Raw genomic sequence first — 20,009 nt, forward strand, 5'->3', positions numbered from 1 at the left:
GTTTGCAGGGGCAGAGTGCGCCTTGAAGATAGATGTCAATCACCCAAAATCACCCGCGCCGCATTATGCCCAGGCGCTCCGGTCACTCCGCCACCGGGGTGCGTGCCGGACCCGCATAGATACAGCCCGGCAATCGCGCCGCGATAGGCGCCCTGCCCCAGCATCGGGCGTGCGCTGAAAAGTTGATTGAGGCTGAGGGCGCCGTGGAAGATGTCGCCGCCGATCAGCCCGAAGATGCGTTCCAGATCGAGCGGGCTGAGGATCTGCCGGCCCAGTACCGAGGCCGCGAATCCGGGTGCATAGCGCTCGACCGTCGCGATCATCAACTCGGCAACCTCCTCGCGATGATCGTCCCAATGCCGGCCATCCGGCAGCTGCGGTGCCACGTGCTGGCAGAACAGGCTGGCCACGTGTTGACCGGGCGGTGCCAGCGTGTCGTCCAGCGTGCTGGGAATCAGCAACTCGACCACCGGTTCGCGTGACCATCCCGAAGCGCGCGCATCCTCCCAGGCACGGTCCATGTAATCCAGGCTGGGCGCCAGGATGATGCCGGCAGTCAGATGATCGCCCGTGCCCGGCAAGGCGGTGAAATCCGGCAGCCGCGAGAGCGCGACATTCATGCGGAAGGTGCCCGATCCGCAACGGTAATGCGCCATGCGTTCGCGTGTCGCCGCGGGGACATCGTCCGGCTGCATCAAGCGCTGATACAGCAGCTTCGGATTGACATTGGCCACCACTGCACGCGCACGCAGCGTCTCTCCTTGAGCGGTGATGACACCGACCGCACGCCCCTGCTCCACCAGCACGCGCGCCACTGCGCAGCCGGTGCGAATCGTCACGCCAGAGTCGCGCGCACTGGCGGCCATCGCCTGGGTGATCGCGCCCATGCCGCCGATGGCGTGCCCCCAGGCGCCTTTGACACCATTGCTTTGCCCGAACACGTGATGCAGCAACACGTAGGCGGTGCCCGGCGTGTAGGGGCTGGCGTAATTGCCGACGATGCCGTCGAAACCGAATAGCGCCTTGATCGGTGCGCTTTCGAACCAGCGATCCAGATACTCGGCGGCCGAAATCGTGAACAAGTCGAGCAGCTCCTGCCGCAACGCGAGCGGTAGCTCCTGCAGCTGCAGCCCCAGCTTGCCCGCGCGCCATAGCTGCGGCAACGCGCGCAGCCATCCACCATCGCTGACATCCGGCGGTGGCTGCAATGCCAGCGCACGCAAGACATCGGCCAGTTGCTCCAGGCGCGCTTCATAGGCAGGCAATGCAGCGGCATCGCGCGCGGAGAACTTGCCGACTTCCAAGGCAGTACGCCCCGCGCCGGCCAGCAGGTACTCGCCAGTGGGCAATGGCAGAAAGTTGTTGATGCGGCGCGCCACCACGCGCAGGCCATGTCGCTCCAGGTCAAGATCGGCGATGACCTTGGGTTGCAGCAACGACACCGTGTACGCCGCCACCGAGTTGCGAAACCCCGGATGGAATTCTTCGGTGACCGCTGCGCCGCCAACGACGTCGCGCGCTTCCAGCACCACTACCCGCTTGCCGGCTTTGGCCAGGTAGGCGGCGCAGACCAGGCCATTATGGCCAGCGCCGATGATCAGGGCATCCAACGGTTCGGAGGCGGTAGGCATGCGCTTGTATATAGCACTGCTTGCACAGCAGAAGCATTCAGGTACTCGCCCCTCTCGACCGCCGCCCGCGCAACGACACAGACTGCCAGACCAGGTAAGCACAGCCTCAAGCCACAGCGCACAGGACGCGAAAACACCGGGCCGCCACTGCGCTGGTGCCCTGCGCAGGACTGCCGCCCATCCGGACACCGTCGGGCCGGTTCACCTACACATGCCGCACCCATGACCTTCGACACCATGCCATCCGGCTGGCGAGGCGTAGAGTGCCGGCCACAGCCCCGGCGACGGGGCTTCCCACATCTGCTCCTGGAGCCCTTTGTGATTCGTACACCTCATTTGTTGACCCTGTCCCTGGCCGTGGCCGCCGCGCTGAGCGGTTGCAAGAAATCCGAAGACGCCGCGCCGGCCGCGCCCGCGGCCGATACCGCCACAACCACCCCGGCGGCTCCCAAGGCGCTGACCCTGGACCAGAGCAAGCTGCCGGCCGTGAACCAGTTCACCGCCGCCGACCTGGATACCAACGGCAACGCCTGCACGGATTTGAATGCGTACGCCAACGCCAAGTTCCTGGCCGCCAACCCGGTGCCGAGCGATCGCACCAGCTGGGGCGCGTTCGAGATGCTCGACGAGCGTTCCAATGCGATCCAGCAGCAGTTGGTCGAACAGGCCGCGGCCGACACCAGCGCCACCGGCGTGGAAAAGATCGTCGGCGACCTGTGGTCCACCGGCATGGACGAGGCCAAGATCAACGCCCAGGGCATCGAGCCGCTGAAGCCGGAACTGGCCGCGATCGACGCCATCAACGACCAGGCCAAGCTGGTCGACTATCTGCGCAGCAGCGCCGCCAAGGGCAACAACGAGCTCTTCAGCTTCGGCGCCGAGGCCGACTTCAAGAAATCCAGCCAGAACATCGCCTATGCCATGCAGGGCGGCCTGGGCCTGCCGGATCCGGAGTACTACACCAGCGCCGCCAACAAGGCCAAGCTGGAGGCCTACCAGGCGCACGTGGCCAAGGTGCTGGAACTGTCCGGCGTGGCCGCGGCCGATGCCGCCGCGCAGGCCAAGCAGGTGGTCGCGTTCGAGACACGTCTGGCCAAGGTCTCCAAGACCAGCACCCAGATGTCGCGCGATGCCTCGCTGGCCTACAACCCGATCTCGCCGGCCGATGCCGACAAGCTGACCCCCAACTGGTCGTGGACCGAGTTCTTCAAGTCGCAGGGCGTGGCCACGCCGGAGATGTTCTCGCTGGCGATCCCGGCCTTCCACCAGGAAGTGAGCAAGATGATCGCCGACACCGATCCGGCGATCTGGCGCGCCTACCTGCGCTTCCACACCGTCGATGGTGCCTCGCCGTTCCTCAGCCAGCCGTTCGTCGATGAGAACTTCGCGTTCTACAACCAGACCCTGCGCGGGCAGAAGCAGATCAAGCCGCGCTGGAAGCGCGTGCTGGCGACCATCAATGGCCAGACCGGCGAAGCGCTGGGCCAGATGTACGTCAAGGTTGCCTTCCCGGCAGATTCCAAGGCCAAGATGGAAACCCTGGTGACCAATCTGCGCACCGCGCTGAAGGCCCGCATCGAAAAGCTGGACTGGATGAGCCCGGAGACCAAGACCAAGGCGATCGCCAAGTGGGAAAGCTTCACGCCCAAGATCGGCTACCCGGAAAAGTGGCGCGAGTGGAACGGCTTGAACACCAGTCGCGACAGCTACCTGGGCAACGTGATGGCCGCGTCCGAGTACAACTACAAGTGGAACCTGTCCAAGATCGGCAAGCCGGTGGACAAGACCGAATGGGGCATGAGCCCGCAGACGGTCAACGCCTACTACAACCCGTTGCAGAACGAGATCGTGTTCCCGGCCGCGATCCTGCAGCCGCCGTTCTTCGACCCGAATGCGCCGGAGGAAATGAACTATGGCGGCATCGGTGCGGTGATCGGGCATGAGATGACCCACGGCTACGACGACCAGGGCAGCCGCTTCGGTGCCGATGGCAACTTCATCGCCGATCCGGGTTGGTGGACGCAGAAGGATCTGGACGCCTTCAAGGCACGCACCGGCAAGCTGGTCGCGCAGTTCGACGGCTATCGCACCCCGGCCGGCGACAAGGTCAAGGGCGACCTGACCCTGGGCGAAAACATCGCCGACCTGGGCGGCCTCAACACCGCCTACGACGCGATGAAGACCGCCACCGCCGGCAAGGACGACCCCAAGACCGACGGCATCACCCGTGACCAGCGCTTCTTCCTCAACTGGGCCACGGTGTGGCGCCGCAACTTCACTCCGGAAGAACTGGTGGTGCGCCTGAAGACCGATCCGCACGCGCCGGCCAACTTCCGCGCCATCGGTGCGCCGTCGAACATGCCGGCGTTTGCCGCCGCGTTCTCGTGCAAGGCCGGCGATGCGATGGTGCGTCAGGGCGATCAGCAGGTCGTGATCTGGTAATTGCGCAAGTGCGGTAGTTCGGGCGGGCGGCGATCGAAAGATCGTCGCCCGTTTTTTTTTCCTTCGGTTTTTCTGTTGCGTCCGCGGGGAAATCACGGCCGGCCACATGCATCGCCATCGCCGTCACTGCATCCAGCCGCCACCCCGAACACGCGCTGACGATCGATGGATACCGCCCGGAACGACACTTCTTCCCGGGCTTTGCGCGCAACTGGCGCGAACAGATCCGCGAGCAGCAGCAACTGGTCTATCTGGCCCCGGGCCCGCATGCGCCCGGCAGCCTGCGTGCCACTGCCGTCCCTTCGAACATGCCGTCCTTCGCACAGGCCTCCGTATGCAAGGCAGGTGCTCCGATGGTGCGTGCCGAAAAAGACCGCGTGGTGATCTGGTAGGCGGCTGCAAGCGCTTTCAGCTCGATCGCAACACGCACAGGCCCGCACCCGCGGGCCTGTCGCGTTCATGCAAGCGGCCGGCACCGAGGATCGACGGCAGCTCGCGCTCGCCTGCACGGGGCGCAGCCTTGCTAAACTCCGCCGACTTCAATCTGGCCACCCTTCTTCTCGATGCCCACCATTCGTCCGCTTGCCCTCGCTCTTGGCTTCAGCCTGATCACGCTGCTGTCCGCCCCCGACGCCGACGCCGCTCGCAAGAAGAAGGCCGCTCCCAAGGCCCCGGCCGTGTCGGCGGCCTGCACCGATTTCTACGATTACGCCAATGCCGGCTGGCTCAAGGCCAACCCGGTGCCGCAGGCCGGTGCCGTCACCGCGCTGGGCCAGCTGTCCGAGCGCGCACTGCAGCAGCAGCGCGAGTTGCTGGATGCGTCGATGAAGGCGCCGCAGGGCAACGTGCAGAAATTGCTCGGCGACTTCTGGGCCAGCGGCCTGGACGAGGCCTCCGTCGAGAAGGACGGCTCCAACCCCATCGCCCCCTTGCTGTCGCGCATCGACGCGATCAAGAAGGCCAAGGATGTGCCCGCTTCCATCGCAGCACTGCATCAGGTCGGCATCCCGGTCGGCTTCAACTTCGGCCCCGACGTGGACCTGAAGGCGCTGGATCGCCACATCGGGTATTTCATGCAGGGCGGCATGGGCCTGCCGGACCCGGCGTTCTACACCCGCACCGACGCCGACACCCAGGCGCTGATGGGCCGCTACCGCGCCTACGTCAAGCAGATCCTGGCGCTGACCGGCACCCCGGCCGACAGGCTCGACGCCGATGCCGCCTCGGTGCTGCAGATCGAGACCGCGCTGGCGCGCAGTGCGCAGTCGGTGCAGGGCATCAACAACCCGTTCAACAACTACGCCCCGATCGCCACCAAGGAGCTGACCAAGCAGTACAAGAATCTGCGCCTGGCCGACTTCCTGGAGGCACAGGGCGTCAAGGACGACCTGGTGTCGATGGCCGACCCGGCCATGTTCAAGCAGCTCGACAGCATGATCGTCAGCATCAAGCCGGACCAGTGGAAGGCCTATCTGCGCTGGCGCGTGGGCGATGCGATGGCGCCGTACCTGTCCAAGAGCTTCCACGATGCCGAGTACCAGTTCCGCGGCCGTCTGCTGCGTGGCGATGCGCTGCCGCCGCAGCGCTGGCAGCAGGTGCTGGACGCGATCAATATCGCCGCCGGCCCAATGCTCGGCCGCGAATACGTGGCGCGTTACCTGAGCAGCGACACGCGCCGCCAGGCCGAAGCGATCGCCGACCAGGTACGCGACGCGCAGCTGGCCGCGCTGGAGCGCACCGGCTGGGGCAACGGTGAAGTGATCGCCGAAGCCAAGGCCAAGCTGGCGGCGATGAAGATCGAAGTCGGCGCACCGCGTCGCGATCTGGATTACACCGTGCAGCCGATGGGTCGCGGCAGCTTCGGCGGCAACATGCTGATCGCCTCGACCTGGCGTCACCGCGAGGAGATGAAGCGCATCGGCAAGGGCAACGCCGACCGTCGCTGGGACGTGTTGCCGCAGCAGCCGGCAGTGGCCTACGACATCGCACAGAACCGCCTGATCATCACCGCCGCCGTGCTGCAGGCACCGGTGCTCACCGCCGGCAGCACCCCGGCCGCGCAGTACGGCGCTTACGGCGCGCTGGTCGCCCACGAAATGACCCGTGCCATCGACGCCAAGGGCTCGCTGGTGGATGCCAAGGGCGAGTTGCGCAGCTGGTGGACGCCGGCCGAGAAGAGCAGCTGGACCATGCTGACCGGCAAGGTGGCCAGCCAGTTTGGTGCCTACCCCTACCCGGGCGTGCCCAACGTCAAGGTCAACGGTGCGCAGACCGCCGAAGAAAACCTGGCCGACCTGGCCGGCGTCGAACTGGCCTGGCAGGCCTTCAGCAAGCCACAGCCAGCGGCCACCGAGGCCGACAAGCAGGCATTCTTCACCGCCTGGGCCGGTTTGTGGGCCCAACAGCTGTCGCCGAACGAAGCGGTGCAGCGTGCCAGCGCCGACATCCGGGCGCCGGGCCAGTGGCGCACCAACGGCCCGCTGTCCAACCTGCCGGAGTTCGGTGCGGCATTCAGCTGCAAGGCCGGCCAGCCGATGCAGCGCGTGGATGCCGAGCAATTGAAGATCTGGCGCTGAGTCAAGCGCCAGGAAGTCACTGGCAATCAACACGCAGTGGCAGGCAATAAAAAAGAGCGCGTACTCCGCGCTCTTTTTTTGTGCCTGGCATTTAGTCCATCCCAACATTTGGTAGGAGCGGCCCCGGCCGCGATGAGGCGTTATCGGTAACGCCCTATCGCGGCCAGGGCCGCTCCTACGGATCAGCGTGGATCCGCCTCTCCGAGACTACCTCAACGCACCACACGCAGCGGCGGCTTGCGCCCCTTGCCACCACCCTTCCTGCCGCCGCTGCCGCCAAACGGCGACTGCCCACGCCAATAACGGATCATCAGCCAGCCGAACAGCATGCTGCCCAGATGCGCAAAGGGGCCTCGCCCGGCTGCCCGTCATCCATCCGCTGCTTGCCTGACAACGCACGCTTGGTAGGAGCGGCCCCGGCCGCGATGAAGCCTTACCGGTAACGCCTCATCGCGGCCGAGTCCGCTCCTACGGATCAGTGTGGATCTGCCTTTCCGCGACTACCTCAACGCACCACACGCAGCGGCGGCTTGCGCCCCTTGCCACCACCCTTCCTGCCGCCGCTGCTGCCGCCAAACGGCGACTGCCCGCGCCAATAACGGATCATCAGCCAGCCAAGTAGCATGCCGTCCAGATGCGCAAAGGGGCCTCGCCCGGCTGCCCGTCATCAATCCGCTGCTTGCCTGAAAACGCACGCTCGGTAGGAGCGGCCCCGGCCGGGATGAAGCCCTACCGGTAACGCCTCATCGCGGCCGGGTCCGCTCCTACGGATCAGCGTGGATCTGCCGCCACACCGCGACTATTTCAACGCACCACACGCAGCGGCGGCTTGCGCCCCTTGCCACCACCCTTCCTGCCGCCGCTGCCGCCAAACGGCGACTGCCCGCGCCAGTAGCGGATCATCAACCAGCCGAACAGCATGCCGCCCAGATGCGCAAAATGGGCCACGCCCGGCTGCCAGCCGGTCGCACCCAGGAACAGTTCAATTGCACCGAACACGATCACGAAGGTGCGTGCCTTCATCGGGATCGGCGGAAACAGCAGCATCACCCGCTGATTGGGGAACAGCATTCCGTAGGCCAGCAACAGACCGAACACCCCGCCCGACGCCCCCACCACCGGCGCCCCGCTCTGGGTGAACCAGGCCATCAGCAACTGGCACACGCCGGCACCGGCCACGCACACCAGGTAATAGGTCAGAAAGCGCTTCTGCCCCCAGGTCTGCTCCAGCGCCGCGCCGAACATGAAAAGCGCCAGCATGTTGAAGAACAGATGGTTGAAACCGCCATGCAGGAACGCATAGGTCAGCAACTGCCACGGCATGAAGCTGGCGCCGGGCGAGAACGCATCGAAGCCATTGGAAATCGGCCATAGCATCAACGAGGACAGCGCCGCATCGGAGGGCAGCACGCCGGCGCCGAGGTCGCCCAGTGCCCATTGCAGCAGGAACAAGCCAATATTGGCGATCAACAACGCTTTGGTGACGGGCGGCAGTTGGGGCATGACGGCATCCTTCGGAATGCCAACCATCATAACGGCAGGCTTATGAAGGTCCCCACACGGCGGCATCCAGCCGCTGCGCGGCACTGGCACGGCGCACCCGGCCCTGCTCGACCACCACGCCTTCGGCACGCAGCCGCCGGCATTGCTCACGGTAGCCGGACGAGCCTTCCGGCAACGCGATCCGGCCATCGCTGCGCAGCACCCGGTGCCACGGCAGCTGCGGATCATCGTTGCCGCTGAGCACGCGCGCCACCAGCCGCGCCCGCCCGGGCAGGCCGGCGCGCAGTGCGACCTCGCCATAGCCGGCAACCTGGCCGGAAGGAATTGCACGAATCGCCGCAAGAATGCGCAGCCGCGCCTGTTCGCCGGAGAGCAGCTCGGCGTTGGAGGCGGCAGGCGCAGATGGATCGGTGGATCGACGCGTCGTTGGTTTGCGGGGCTTGGACATCGCGCAAGGATGCCAGCTATGGGATTGAAATCCCTCTTCCGTCCGAGCGAGGAGGCAGTGTTTGCGCGCTCTCGGTGCGCGTGTCTTGACGCGCCTTGGCTGACAGCGCGAAGCGGGATTGAGGTGAGGGTTCGGGCGGCACGAGGCACGGCGGACAAGAAGCGCGGTCAACTTCCACGCATGGCCGGATGAGGCATGGCCGGCTGGGACGGAAGATCGGCAGTTGAGTGATGCATCACTTTACCAAACCCTCACCCCAACCCCTCTCCCGAGGGGAGAGGGGCTTTGATCCGTTTGCTTGCAGGGCCCTGGCCTGCGTCAAGCGCACTTACGTCGGGTGCAGGAGTGGTGTGCAGTGTTGCGCGGGGCTGCCGCAAGTTGTGACACGCAGGGGCCGACGCCAGTCCCTGCATCCGGCAGGGCGCTGATGCCCTCGTCGGCCCGGTCACAACTGCCGCACCAATGCATCAGTGCATCAACACGATCTCTTCCGACGAGGTGGGATGGATCGCCACGGTCTCGTCGAAGTCGCGCTTGGTCGCACCCATCTTCACTGCCACCGCAAAGCCCTGCAGCATTTCGTCGGCGCTCTCGCCCAGCAGATGTACGCCGACCACGCGCTCCTGTTCGCCCACGCAGACCAGCTTGAACAGGCTGCGCTGCGGCGCGTCGGCCAGCGCGTGCAACATTGGGCGGAAGTTGCTGCGGTAGACGCGCACCGCGCTGCCATGCCGCGCGCGCGCCTGCTCCTCGGTCAGTCCGACCTGCCCGAGCGGCGGATGCGAGAACACCACGCTCGGCACGCCTTCGTAGTCCATGCGCGCATCCGGCTGCTTGCCGAACAGGCGATCCATCAACTTGCGTCCCGCCGCGATTGCCACTGGCGTCAGTCCGACCTTGCCGCCGACATCGCCGATGGCATGAATGTTCGGCACGCTGGTGGTCTGGCCTTCGTCCACCACCACCTCGCCCTTGTCGCCCAGGCGCACCCCGACCTCTTCCAGACCCAGCCCCGCCGTGTTGGCGCGCCGGCCGGTGGCGAAAAACACCTTGTCGAAGACGTCGTTGCCCTGCTCGCTGGGGTGCGCGGGATGACCATGCACGCGCAGCCTGCCTTCTGCATCGCGCTCCAGGCCGGTGGTGGAAAACCCGAAATGCAGGCGCACGCCCAGGTGCCGCAGGTTGTCGGCCAGTTGCAGGGTCAGCTCGGCATCGAAGCGTTCCAGCAACCGCTCGCCCTGCACGAACAGATGCACCCGGCTGCCCAGCGCCTGCAGCAGGCCGGCGATCTCCACCGCGATATAGCCGCCGCCGACAATCGCCACCTGCGCGGGCGCATGACAGAGATTGAAGAAATCGTCGGACACCTCACCGTGCTCGGCACCTTCGATGTCCGGGCGCAGCGGATGCGCACCGGTGGCGATCACGATGTGCTCGGCGGTCACCGGCACGCCGTCGCCGCCCATGATGGTATGGCGATCCTGCAACACACCGCGCTGCGGAATCATGACCACGCCATCTTCGTCGAGGCGGCGCCGATAACTGGCGTGGATGTTGCCGATGTAGCCCTGCCGGTGGGTGACCAGTTCCTGCCACGCCAGGGTCGGTCGCGGCACATCGAAACCCAGCGCCCCGGCCAGCTCGATCTTGCCGGCCAGATCGGCCGCCAGCCACATCGCCTTCTTCGGAACGCAGCCGAGATTGACGCAGGTGCCGCCCAATTCGTTCGGCTCCATCATCGCCACGCGCGCGCCATACTTGGCCGCGCGAAACGCAGCGGCCAGTCCACCGGAGCCGCCTCCCAGGATCACCACGTCGTAGTCGTACCGGGCACTCATGCGAAGCGCTCCGCCCGGTAGGGATGCGGGTCCAGCGCAGGTGCGCGGCCCGTGATCAGGTCGGCCATCAGTTGTCCGCTTGCAGTGCTCATGCTGATGCCGAGCATGCCATGTCCGGCTGCGAGCCAGACGTGAGGACGGCCCGGCACCGCGCCCAGCACCGGCACGTCGTCCCAGGTCATCGGCCGCCATCCATACCAGCGCTCGATCACGGCCGGACCGGCCGGCGCATGCAGATAATCGGCCGCTGCGCGCTCAAGTGCCGCCAGGCGCGTGGGGTTGAGGTGGGTGTCGTGCCCGGAGAATTCCATCGTGCTACCGATACGCAGACGATCGCGCCATGGCACCACGAACACCCAACGGTCTTTCAGCACCACCGGGCGACGCGGCATCAGCGCCGGGGCGGTATAGGTGATCGAATAGCCCTTGCCGGCCTGCACCGGCAGACGCAAGCCCAGTTGCGCCGCCAGCAGCGGCGACCATGGGCCGGTTGCGATGACCACCTCGCGCGCCTGCAGTCGCCCACGCGCGGTGTGCACGCACGCGCCACGTGCGTCCGGCACCACCGCATCGACGCGGCACTGCGCATGGATCACCGCACCGCGCGCGCGCAGCACTCTTGCCAGTTCTGCGGTGTAACGCTCCGGGCGCAGATGCGCATCGCCGGGGAAATGGATCGCACCGGCAATGCCCGCGCGGAATGCCGGATCCTGGCGCACGTAGTCGGCACCGTCGATCATTTCGGCCTGGATACCCCACTGCGCAAGCACGTTGCACTCGTGGCGATAGTGCGCAAAGCGGCGCGGATCGGCAAACACGTAGTCCAGCCCATCGCTGCGAAATTCGCAGTCCAGCGCATAGCGCTCGACCCAGTCGTCGAAGCGTTGCCGCGCATCGCCCAGCAACGCCGCGCGCGCCTGCGCGCTGGCCTGCCAGTGACGCGTATTGCAGCGCTGCGCGAACTGCAGCAACCAGCGCCACAGCGCCGGGTCCAGACGTGGCCGGATATACAGCGGCGCGTCCGGCGTCAGCATCCACTTCAGCGCCTGCGCGATCATGCCCGGCGCTGCCAGCGGCGGCGCATGGCTCGGCGTGATGGTGCCGCAGTTGCCGTAGGACGTCGCCGCACCCACCGCGCCGGCGTCGAGCACGTGCACCTGCCGGCCCGCTTCGACCAGTGCCAGCGCAGTCGCCAGCCCAATGGCGCCGGCACCGACCACCACCACATCGACAGGCGCGGCGCTCATGTGCGCACTACCCCACGCGCGCGTCGCTGCGGCGCATCGGCGGCACACGCAGATAGGTCACGCTGCGCCATAGCCATTCCATCGGCCCGAAGCGGAACCAGCGCAACCACCATTGGCTCAGCACCACCTGCAACGCAAACAGCGCCAGCGCGAACGGCAGCTGCCATACGCGCGGCAGCTGCTCGAAATAGCCCAGCCCGTAACCGTAGAAGATCCACGTGCACACCAGCGACTGCAGCAGGTAGTTGCTCAGCGCCATGCGTCCGGCAGGCGCAAGCCAGGCCAGGCGCGGCGCCAGGCGCACCACCCAGGCCGCATAGCCCAGGCTCATCAGCGGGCCGGCAATCAGCGACAACCCGAACGCACCCGACAAGCGCAGATCCAGCCGCGCCGGATCGATCCACGGCTCCAGCGCGTAACTCACCCCCATCACGCCCAGCCCGAGCGGCAGCACCAAGTAGCGCAGGGCCCGAAACAGGCGCGGGAAGCGCTCGGGCGCGGCGATCGCGCCACTGCGCACAAACCAGCTGCCCAGCAGGAACATGCCGAGCATCGCCGGGCCATTGATGCTCAGCCCGGTCATCGCGTGCTGCAGGTCGTGCCAGCGCTCCAGCGTGGCCTGCGCATAGCTGCCGCTCCCGAAGGCGGCGCGCTGCGCCTGCACGTTCGCTGCCGCCTGTTGCGCCGCATCGGCCATCGCGGCCTTCCATTCCACGGCAACCGCCGGATCGAGCTGCGTCAAGGTGCCTGCGACGCCGTACAGCAGCGTCAACGCGGGCGCGCAACAGTAGACCAGCGCGGCAAACCACGGCAGCGTCACCGTCGGCACCGAGCGCGTGGCCAGCAGCAACAAGGCCAGCAAGGCGTAGGTGACCAGCACATCGCCGGACCACAGCAGCAGTGCGTGCAGCAGCCCGATCACCAGCAGCCCGACGGTACGACGCAGATAGGTACCGAACAACCCGCGCCCGGCCTGCGCGGCGCGTTGCGCCATCACCGCAAACCCCATGCCGAACAGCAACGAGAACAGCGTATAGAACTTGCCCTGCACCAGCAGGTACACCAGCGCATCGGCAACCCGGTCGGCGCCGTGCCAATGCGGCTCCACGCCGGTGACCGCCAGATCGAGCGGGCCGACGAAGGCTTCGATATTCATCAGCAGGATGCCCAGCAGCGCAAAACCGCGCAGCACGTCGAGCACCGCGATTCGCTCGCTGATTGCGATGGGCAGCAAAGGATCGCGCGGGGTCATCTCAGCTCGGGCAGCGCTGCGCGGCGATCGCGGCGATCGCGGCGCGTAACATGCAAACAGCCCGCCGAGATGGCGGGCCGCGGAAACACATCCAGCCGACGCTGGTCACACACACACGATCGGCGCGTGCAAGCCGGCATCACCGTGCGGTGCATGCCGATCCTGCAGGTTGCCCGCATCGGTCCGCCTGCCACACAGGCCGCGTGACGACTGCGCTCAGTGGTGATGGCCGCCTTCGCCATGCACATGCCCGTGGTCGCGCTCTTCCTGGGTGGCTTCACGCACCTCGATGATCTCCACGTCGAAGTGCAGGTCCTTGCCGGCCATCGGGTGATTGAGATCGACGTCGACCACGCTCATGCCGACCTTCTGCACCGTCACTGCGCGCGGGCCGAAGTTGGTCTGCAGCACCACCTGGGTGCCCGGGACCAGCTTGGTGGCGCCGAAGTGCTTCTTGGGCACGCGCTGGCTCAGGCCTTCGCGGTATTCGCCGTAGGCTTCGGTGGCCTTGACGTCCACGCCGAAGCTGTCGCCGGCTTCCTTGTCCATCATGGCCGCTTCCAGGCCCGGAATGATGTTGCCGTGGCCGATCATGATCGCCAACGGGTCACGCTCCTTGGAGCTCTCGATCGGCTCCTGGCCGAGCTCGGAAACGGTGTAGTGGAAGCGGACGACGCTGTCTTTTTCGATCTTCATGCCTGGCTCTGGATAGGCTGCCCGGTGGCAGACGGTGGAGGACGGCTTGTCGGCCGCCGGGTGCGCCGCCATCATGGCGACCTTTCGAACCGCCCATTATCCCGGCTCCATGCATATCACGCCAGTTTTCGCCGCCCGCGCCCGCCGCGCCGCGGCCAGTTCGTTGCTGGGCCTGCTCGTGCTGCTGGGCGGTTGCGCACAGGCGCCGGTCCGTCGACCGGCCGCCACCCCGCCACCGGCACCGCGTGTCTGGCCACAGGTGCCGCCGTCCAACCCGGCTGCCGCCAACAACATCCTGATGCGTGCGCTGGGCCTGGTCGGCACGCCGTACCGCTTCGGCGGCAATACGCCGGAAACCGGCTTCGACTGCAGCGGGCTGGTCACCTATGTCTACAAGGATGTGCTGGCACTGTCGCTGCCACGCACCTCGCGGGAGCTGGCCGCGGTGCAGGGCCCGCGCATCCCTCCGGAGCAGTTGACCACCGGCGACCTGGTGTTCTTCGGCTCCAGTGGCAACGTGACCCATGTCGGCATTTATGTCGGTGAAGGCCGCTTCGTACATGCTCCGAACACCGGCGGTACCGTCCGCTTGGATTTCCTGGATGGCGCCTACTGGCGTGACCATTATTCAGGTTCAAAACGGGTTTTGCCCTGATATGTGATGCGCATCACATTTCATAAAACGGAAATTTAACCTTTTTTGAACGTAACGATTCTTTCACCAAGGCATCATCCCGCATCGACAGCAGAATTGTGATTCCCGCGTGACGAACGACGAACAGATCAACACTGGCGCCGCACCGCTTCCGCCCCGGAAACCGCTCCGCCTGCTATGCGCCACCGCTCTTTGGCTCGCAGCCCTACCCGCCCTGGCCCAGACCGCCAACGGCACCGCATCCGCTCCGCAGACGACCACGCCAGACAGCGCCGTCGCCGCCGAGAAAGCCGCAACCCGCAGCCGCGCCGACGCCGCTGCCACCGCAACACTGGCCGCCCTGCTTCCGCACCTGGCCGCCAACGACGCCATTCCGCTGATGGACCGCTCGGCGATGTTCGCCGGTGACCTCAGCCGCCTGCTGGCCAATTACGACGTCTCCCAGAGCGCAGCCAATGCTGCCCAGAACGCCGTGGCTGACAGCCGTGTGCAGGTGATCCTGCAACGCGCCATGGCCCTGCTCGGCACCCCGTACGTCTGGGGCGGCGAGTCCACCGAAGGTTTCGACTGCAGCGGCCTGGTCGGCTATGTGTTCAAGACCGCTCTGGGCATCGACCTGCCGCGCGTGTCGCGCGACATCGCACGCGACGAATCTGCTGAACTGATCAAGGACCCCAACGCGCTCAAGGCAGGCGATCTGGTGTTCTTCGGCAGGCGTGGTCGCATCGACCACGTGGGTCTGGTGGTCGGCGATGGCAAGTTCCTGCACGCGCCCAGCCGCGGCAAGGACGTGCGCGTGGATTCGCTGGCCAGCGGTTACTGGAGCGAGAAGTTCATCCAGGCACGTCGGGTGCTGTGATCCCGAGCAGCTGATCCACTGCACGACAGAAAGGCCGCGGAGATCCCGCGGCTTTTTTTTTGCGACGCTGTTGCCCGACGTGACTGAGTGAGCAACACGATCAATTGCCTAACGCTGGGCGGCAAGTGCGGCCAGCCTCCTCGCGCCCTGCATGGCGACCGCGGGATACCAGCCGTGCCCCACCCGCGCAGCACCGGTTACCGCGCCGTGTCGGCCTGGTAATGCGCCATGGTGTCCTCGATGCCCTTGCTCAGTTCCATCACCTTGAGCGCGTATTCGGCCAGGCGCTGATCCTCGGGCGTGCCCGGCCGCCAGGAAGGCACTTCCACCGGCGTGACACCATCCGGGTCCATGGCCACGAACACGATGATGCAATGCGTGCAGAGCCGCGAGTCGCCGCCCATCGGGCTGCGCGCTCGCACATCGATGGCGAAGTGCATGCTGGTGCGTCCGGTGTAGACCAGCTTGGCCGACACCGCGACCAGATCGCCGATCCGCACCGGCGCCACGAAGCGGATGCCGCCCACCGCCACGGTGACGCAGTAATGCCCGCTCCAGCCACTGGCTGCGGCAAAGCCGACCTGGTCGATCCACTTCATCACCACGCCGCCATGCACCTTGCCGCCGAAGTTGACGTCGCTGGGCTCGGCCAGAAAACGAAATGTCAGATCACGCTGTTGGCCAATCACCGCCCGCCCCCGTCAATGGATGAGCTGGCAGTGTGCCATGCGGGTGGGACGTGAGCGCGCCCGAGGCAAACGCCTGACGCCGCGTCCGGCAGGGCCGACGCTTCACTCAGGAACGCAGCGCATCCAGGTTGTCCTGCCTGCGCAGACACAGCCACGGAAAGTGGGGTTGTTTCATCCTGAGCATCCGCCGCAGGCGCGCACCCGGGCGGCGCGGGTCGAACAGTCGCTGCACCACAAAGCGCTCGAAGCTGGCGTAGGTGTGCTGGTGGTAGTGCGCGGCCAGCGCCGGAACGCCCAGTTCGGTGAAGTAGCGCAGGCTGCGCGCGGCGCTTGCGTTGGCGGCTTGCGCATCTGCATACAGCGGGCTGTCGAGGATGTGCAGCTCGCCGCCGTCGCGTAGTTGGGCGAGCAGGCGCACGACCAATGCCGCAGGGTCGGCAAAATACTGGATGCAGGCCGGGATCACGATGACGTCGAACAGATCGCGTGGCAGCGCCAGGGTCTGGATGTCGGCGGCGATGAAACTCAGGCGCTGGTCGTGGCCGAACACGCGCGCGGCCTGGGTCAGCTCGGTACGGTTGACGTCGATGCCGCAGACGTCGCGCTGCAGCGACTGCGCCAGCAGCTGCGACAGCCAGCCGTTGCCGCAGCCCAGTTCGGCAATGGCGCCCTCGCCTGCCTGCGCGCGCAGGTGCTGGACCAGCAAGGCGCTGGACAGCGCACGCACCTGCCATTCCAGACTGGCGCCGAGTTTGCCGCCGGGACGCGGCAGGCTGCGCACCTGTGCATCGGTGTAGAGCCGGCCTTCCTTGCGCCGAACCTGCAGATACTGCTGCTCGAACGGGTCGTCGGCCAACGACCGCTGCACCAACACGCCGTCGACGCAGTGCAACTCGGGCAGTTGCTGCAGGCGGTCGCGCAGCGTGGGAAATCCAGCGCGCATCGGCGGCAGTCAGCGCTGCGTCGGCGCGCGATCTGTCAGCGGATCTTCCAGGCCCACGTTGGTCGAGGCCGACTCATAGACCGCCTTGTCGAGCAGGCCGGTTTCCTTGGCCACCAGCACCGGCACCAGCATCTGCCCGGTCACGTTGGTCATGGTGCGCATCATGTCGAGGATGCGGTCGATCGCGTACAGGTAGCCGATCACTTCCAGCGGCAGATTGGCCGCACTTAGCACCACCGTGGCCATGATCACCGCGGTGCCAGGTACGCCGGCGGTGCCGAAGCTGCCCAGCACCGAGGCAATCAACACCACGAAGTATTGATTCGCGGTCAGCGGCACGCCGGTGTACTGCGCGATGAAGACCGCGCACAGGGCCGGGAAGATCGCACCGCAGCCATCCATCTTGATGCTGGCACCCAGCGGCACTGCAAACGCGGCGTAGTCCTTGCTGACGCCCAGGTTGTGCGTGATCGAGCGCATCGCCACCGGCATCGCGGCAAAGCTCGATGAACTGACGAAGGCCACCTGCATGCCCGGCGCCGCGCCGCGGAAGAACTTCCACGGATTCAATCCATGCAGCAACAACAGGCTGCTGTAGACCACCACGATATGGATCGCGCAGGCCACATACAGCGCCAGCACGAAGTTGCCGAACGGCAGCAGTTTCTCGAAGCCATAGCTGCCGACCAGGCTGGCGATCAGCCCGAAGGTGCCGAGCGGGGTCATCTCCAGCACGAAGCGGGTGACCTGGATCATGATGTCGCTCAACTGCGCGGTGAGCTTGCGTGCCTCGGCCACGCGCTCGCCGAGCTTGACCATCGCAAAGCCCAGCAGCGCGGCGAAGAAGATCACCGGCAGGATCGATCCGCGCCCGGCGGCCAGCACCGTTTCGCCGGCCGCATTGGTCTTGGTGCCGATGCCGGTCAATGCGTAGAACGGGTTGGAGGGCACCACGTCCAGCAGCACCTTGATCGGGCTGGGCACATCGCGCGGTTTCCAGGCCGAGTCCACGCTCAGGCTGAAATGGCCGGCGCCGGGTTGCATCAACGTACCCACCGCCAGGCCCACGCCCACCGCCAGCGCGGCGGTGATGACGAACCACAGGAAGGTACGCCCACCGAGCGCGGCGACGGATTTTTGCCCGTGCAGCGAAGAGATCGCATTGATCACCGCAAAGAACACCAGCGGGATCGCGATCATCTTGATCAGGGTGACGTACAGATCGCCGAGCGGACCGAACCACACATCGGCCGCCGGCCCCATGGCCCAGCCGGCCAGCGCGCCGAGCACGAAGCCGGCCACCACGCGTTGCCAGAACGGAATGCGCAACCAGGCCGAGACCAATGTCATGCGTCGAATCATCCGGGGGGAGAGTGCATGCACCATAGCCCAGGCCCGCGTCGCCCGCGAGGCCACGACTGGAACAGCGGCGTGTCATCTGTGTGACACCAGGCATCCCGGCATAATGCGCGCTGATTCAGTCACGAGTTCGATGCCGATGCGTTACCGCCTGCCTGCCCTCGCCGCCCTGACCACCGTGTGTGTCGCCGCCTGCGCCTCCAGCGCCGGCACCAGCGTATCCGCGCCCACTGCCGTGCGCGTGGAGGTGCCGCAGGTGGCGCATCCCGCCGGCGAGACGCCGCAATGGTGGTACCGCTCGGGTGCCGCGCGCGCAGCCGGTAACGGCGCCATGGCCGGGCGCGCGCGCAATGTGATCCTGTTCCTGGGCGATGGTATGAGCCTGACCACGGTGGCGGCAGCACGCATCCTGGATGGCCAGCGCAAGGGCGGGCCGGGCGAGGAGAACCTGCTGTCCTGGGAGCAGTTCCCGGCCACCGCCTTCAGCAAGACCTACAACACCGATTCGCAGACGCCGGATTCGGCCGGCACCATGACCGCGATCACCACCGGGGTGAAAACGCATATGGGCGCGATCGGCGTCAGCAGCGGCAACCGCAGCGACTGCGCCGACAGCCTGGGCAAGGGCCTGTTGAGCTGGCTGCAGCTGGCCGACAGCGCCGGCATGGCCACCGGCATCGTCACCACCACCCGCCTCACCCACGCCACCCCGGCGGCGACCTATGCGCATTCGCCGGACCGCAACTGGGAAAACGACACCGACCTGCCCGAGTCCGCGCGCACTGCCGGCTGCCAGGACATCGCCCAGCAGTTGCTGTCCAGCGCGCGCTTCGGGCGTGGCCCGCAGGTGGTGCTGGGCGGCGGACGCAGCCAGTTCCAGACCGTGCAGGAGCGCGATCCGGAATACGACGACAAGGTCGGCCTGCGCCTGGACGGCCGCGACCTGGTCGCCGAGTGGAAGCAGGCACACCCACAGGGCGCCTACGTCTGGAACGAACAACAGTTGCAGGCGGCCACCGGCGCGCCCGCACTACTGGGCCTGTTCGAGCCGGATCACATGCAGTTCGACCACGACCGCAATCGCACCGCTCAGGGCGAGCCCAGCCTGACCGAGATGACCCGTACCGCGATCCAGTCGCTGTCGCGCGACCCGAACGGCTTCGTGCTGATGGTCGAAGGCGGCCGCATCGATCACGCCAACCACGCCGGCAATGCCTACCGCGCGCTCGACGAAACCGTCTCGCTGTCCGATGCAGTACGCACCGCCGTGCAGACCGCGCCGCCGGACACGCTGATCATCGTCACCGCCGACCATTCGCATACGCTCAACTTTGTCGGCTACCCGGTGCGTGGCAACCCGATCCTGGGCAAGGTGCGCGGCACCGGCGGCGAAGAAGGCGACCGCAGCCAGCTGGCCACCGACCTGGCCGGCCAGCCCTACACCACGCTGAGCTACGCCAACGGCCCCGGCTACACCGGCGCCAGCAACGCGCAGCCGGCCGGCCCCAAGAAGTACCCGCACGAACCCAGCAACAGCGAGCCGGCCGCCGGCCGCCCGGACCTGACCCATGTCGACACCGAGGCGCCCAGCTACATGCAGGAATCGCTGGTGCCGACCAAGTCCGAAAGCCATGGCGGCGAAGACGTCGGCATCTGGGCCACTGGCCCGGGCAGCGCAGCCTTCCGCGGCACGCTGGAAGAGAACGTGATCTACCACGTCATCGTGCAGGCCACCCCGCGCCTGCGCGAGCGCCTGTGCAAGGCCGGTACCTGCGACAGCACCGGCGTGCCGGTGGAGTTGCCGCAGTCGGCCACGTTCGAGACTGCGGCCAAACGCTGATGGACAGGCTGCGCGCAGCGCGGACGGTGGC

The 20,009-nt window shown here is 66.6% G+C and carries 15 protein-coding genes and 2 pseudogenes; 6 read left to right on the forward strand and 11 right to left on the reverse strand.

Annotated elements, in window-relative coordinates; genetic code table 11:
* Window positions 1-35: 35 nt before the first annotated feature.
* On the reverse strand, window positions 36-1,631 hold the full coding sequence (locus tag ACCQ04_RS13250; protein ID WP_226427170.1) for a phytoene desaturase family protein: 1,596 nt from the start codon (window positions 1,629-1,631) through the stop codon (window positions 36-38).
* A 339-nt stretch (window positions 1,632-1,970) separates the two neighbouring features.
* On the opposite strand from ACCQ04_RS13250, the gene ACCQ04_RS13255 reads away from it, so the two are divergent.
* From ACCQ04_RS13255 to ACCQ04_RS13265, 3 genes and pseudogenes are all read left to right on the forward strand, one after another.
* Window positions 1,971-4,073 (forward strand): M13 family metallopeptidase, encoded by a 2,103-nt coding sequence (locus ACCQ04_RS13255; RefSeq protein WP_054591555.1) that lies wholly within the window; start codon window positions 1,971-1,973, stop codon window positions 4,071-4,073.
* A 140-nt stretch (window positions 4,074-4,213) separates the two neighbouring features.
* A pseudogene (locus tag ACCQ04_RS13260) lies at window positions 4,214-4,465 on the forward strand (M13-type metalloendopeptidase); the annotation flags it as partial.
* Between the two features lie 171 nt (window positions 4,466-4,636).
* Window positions 4,637-6,649, forward strand: a complete 2,013-nt coding sequence (locus ACCQ04_RS13265) for a M13 family metallopeptidase (RefSeq protein WP_226427171.1) — start codon at window positions 4,637-4,639, stop codon at window positions 6,647-6,649.
* A 212-nt stretch (window positions 6,650-6,861) separates the two neighbouring features.
* Here ACCQ04_RS13265 and ACCQ04_RS13270 read toward each other — a convergent pair.
* The 7 genes and pseudogenes from ACCQ04_RS13270 to ACCQ04_RS13300 all read right to left on the reverse strand — a co-directional run.
* Window positions 6,862-7,008, reverse strand: a pseudogene (locus ACCQ04_RS13270) (rhomboid family intramembrane serine protease); the annotation flags it as partial.
* Window positions 7,009-7,453: 445 nt separating this feature from the next.
* Window positions 7,454-8,152 carry a rhomboid family intramembrane serine protease gene (locus ACCQ04_RS13275; RefSeq protein ID WP_026064941.1) on the reverse strand — a complete coding sequence of 233 codons (699 nt, stop codon included), beginning with the start codon at window positions 8,150-8,152 and terminating at the stop codon, window positions 7,454-7,456.
* 40 nt (window positions 8,153-8,192) lie between these two features.
* Window positions 8,193-8,600, reverse strand: coding sequence for an MGMT family protein (locus ACCQ04_RS13280; protein ID WP_184625414.1), 408 nt, complete (start codon window positions 8,598-8,600; stop codon window positions 8,193-8,195).
* A gap of 467 nt (window positions 8,601-9,067) precedes the next feature.
* The gene (gorA, locus tag ACCQ04_RS13285; protein WP_046343417.1) at window positions 9,068-10,438 is read right to left on the reverse strand and encodes a glutathione-disulfide reductase; all 1,371 of its coding nucleotides are present in this window, start codon (window positions 10,436-10,438) and stop codon (window positions 9,068-9,070) included.
* Window positions 10,435-11,685, reverse strand: a complete 1,251-nt coding sequence (locus ACCQ04_RS13290; protein WP_226427172.1) for an NAD(P)/FAD-dependent oxidoreductase — start codon at window positions 11,683-11,685, stop codon at window positions 10,435-10,437. Before ACCQ04_RS13290 ends, gorA begins: the two co-directional genes overlap by 4 nt.
* 7 nt (window positions 11,686-11,692) lie before the next feature.
* Window positions 11,693-12,937, reverse strand: a complete 1,245-nt coding sequence (locus ACCQ04_RS13295; RefSeq protein WP_226427173.1) for a DUF418 domain-containing protein — start codon at window positions 12,935-12,937, stop codon at window positions 11,693-11,695.
* Window positions 12,938-13,153: 216 nt separating this feature from the next.
* Window positions 13,154-13,633: an FKBP-type peptidyl-prolyl cis-trans isomerase gene (locus ACCQ04_RS13300; protein WP_024939526.1), complete on the reverse strand. Its 480-nt coding sequence runs from the start codon at window positions 13,631-13,633 to the stop codon at window positions 13,154-13,156.
* A 73-nt stretch (window positions 13,634-13,706) separates the two neighbouring features.
* Between ACCQ04_RS13300 and ACCQ04_RS13305 the strand changes: the two genes are divergently transcribed.
* Window positions 13,707-14,288: a C40 family peptidase gene (locus ACCQ04_RS13305; RefSeq protein WP_039512201.1), complete on the forward strand. Its 582-nt coding sequence runs from the start codon at window positions 13,707-13,709 to the stop codon at window positions 14,286-14,288.
* A gap of 109 nt (window positions 14,289-14,397) precedes the next feature.
* Complete coding sequence (locus ACCQ04_RS13310) at window positions 14,398-15,147, forward strand: C40 family peptidase (RefSeq protein WP_016903983.1); 750 nt, start codon at window positions 14,398-14,400, stop codon at window positions 15,145-15,147.
* Window positions 15,148-15,344: 197 nt separating this feature from the next.
* On the opposite strand, the gene ACCQ04_RS13315 is transcribed toward ACCQ04_RS13310, so the two are convergent.
* The 3 genes from ACCQ04_RS13315 to ACCQ04_RS13325 form a co-directional block, all read right to left on the reverse strand.
* Window positions 15,345-15,836: an acyl-CoA thioesterase gene (locus ACCQ04_RS13315; RefSeq protein ID WP_104607864.1), complete on the reverse strand. Its 492-nt coding sequence runs from the start codon at window positions 15,834-15,836 to the stop codon at window positions 15,345-15,347.
* A gap of 106 nt (window positions 15,837-15,942) precedes the next feature.
* Window positions 15,943-16,779: a class I SAM-dependent methyltransferase gene (locus ACCQ04_RS13320; protein ID WP_226427174.1), complete on the reverse strand. Its 837-nt coding sequence runs from the start codon at window positions 16,777-16,779 to the stop codon at window positions 15,943-15,945.
* A gap of 9 nt (window positions 16,780-16,788) precedes the next feature.
* On the reverse strand, window positions 16,789-18,129 hold the full coding sequence (locus ACCQ04_RS13325; RefSeq protein WP_039522251.1) for a dicarboxylate/amino acid:cation symporter: 1,341 nt from the start codon (window positions 18,127-18,129) through the stop codon (window positions 16,789-16,791).
* A gap of 142 nt (window positions 18,130-18,271) precedes the next feature.
* On the opposite strand from ACCQ04_RS13325, the gene ACCQ04_RS13330 reads away from it, so the two are divergent.
* Window positions 18,272-19,978, forward strand: coding sequence for an alkaline phosphatase family protein (locus tag ACCQ04_RS13330; RefSeq protein ID WP_226427556.1), 1,707 nt, complete (start codon window positions 18,272-18,274; stop codon window positions 19,976-19,978).
* Window positions 19,979-20,009: the final 31 nt, after the last annotated feature.

It is taken from the genome of Xanthomonas sp. NCPPB 2866 (assembly GCF_041475745.2).
Taxonomy (GTDB): domain Bacteria; phylum Pseudomonadota; class Gammaproteobacteria; order Xanthomonadales; family Xanthomonadaceae; genus Xanthomonas; species Xanthomonas arboricola.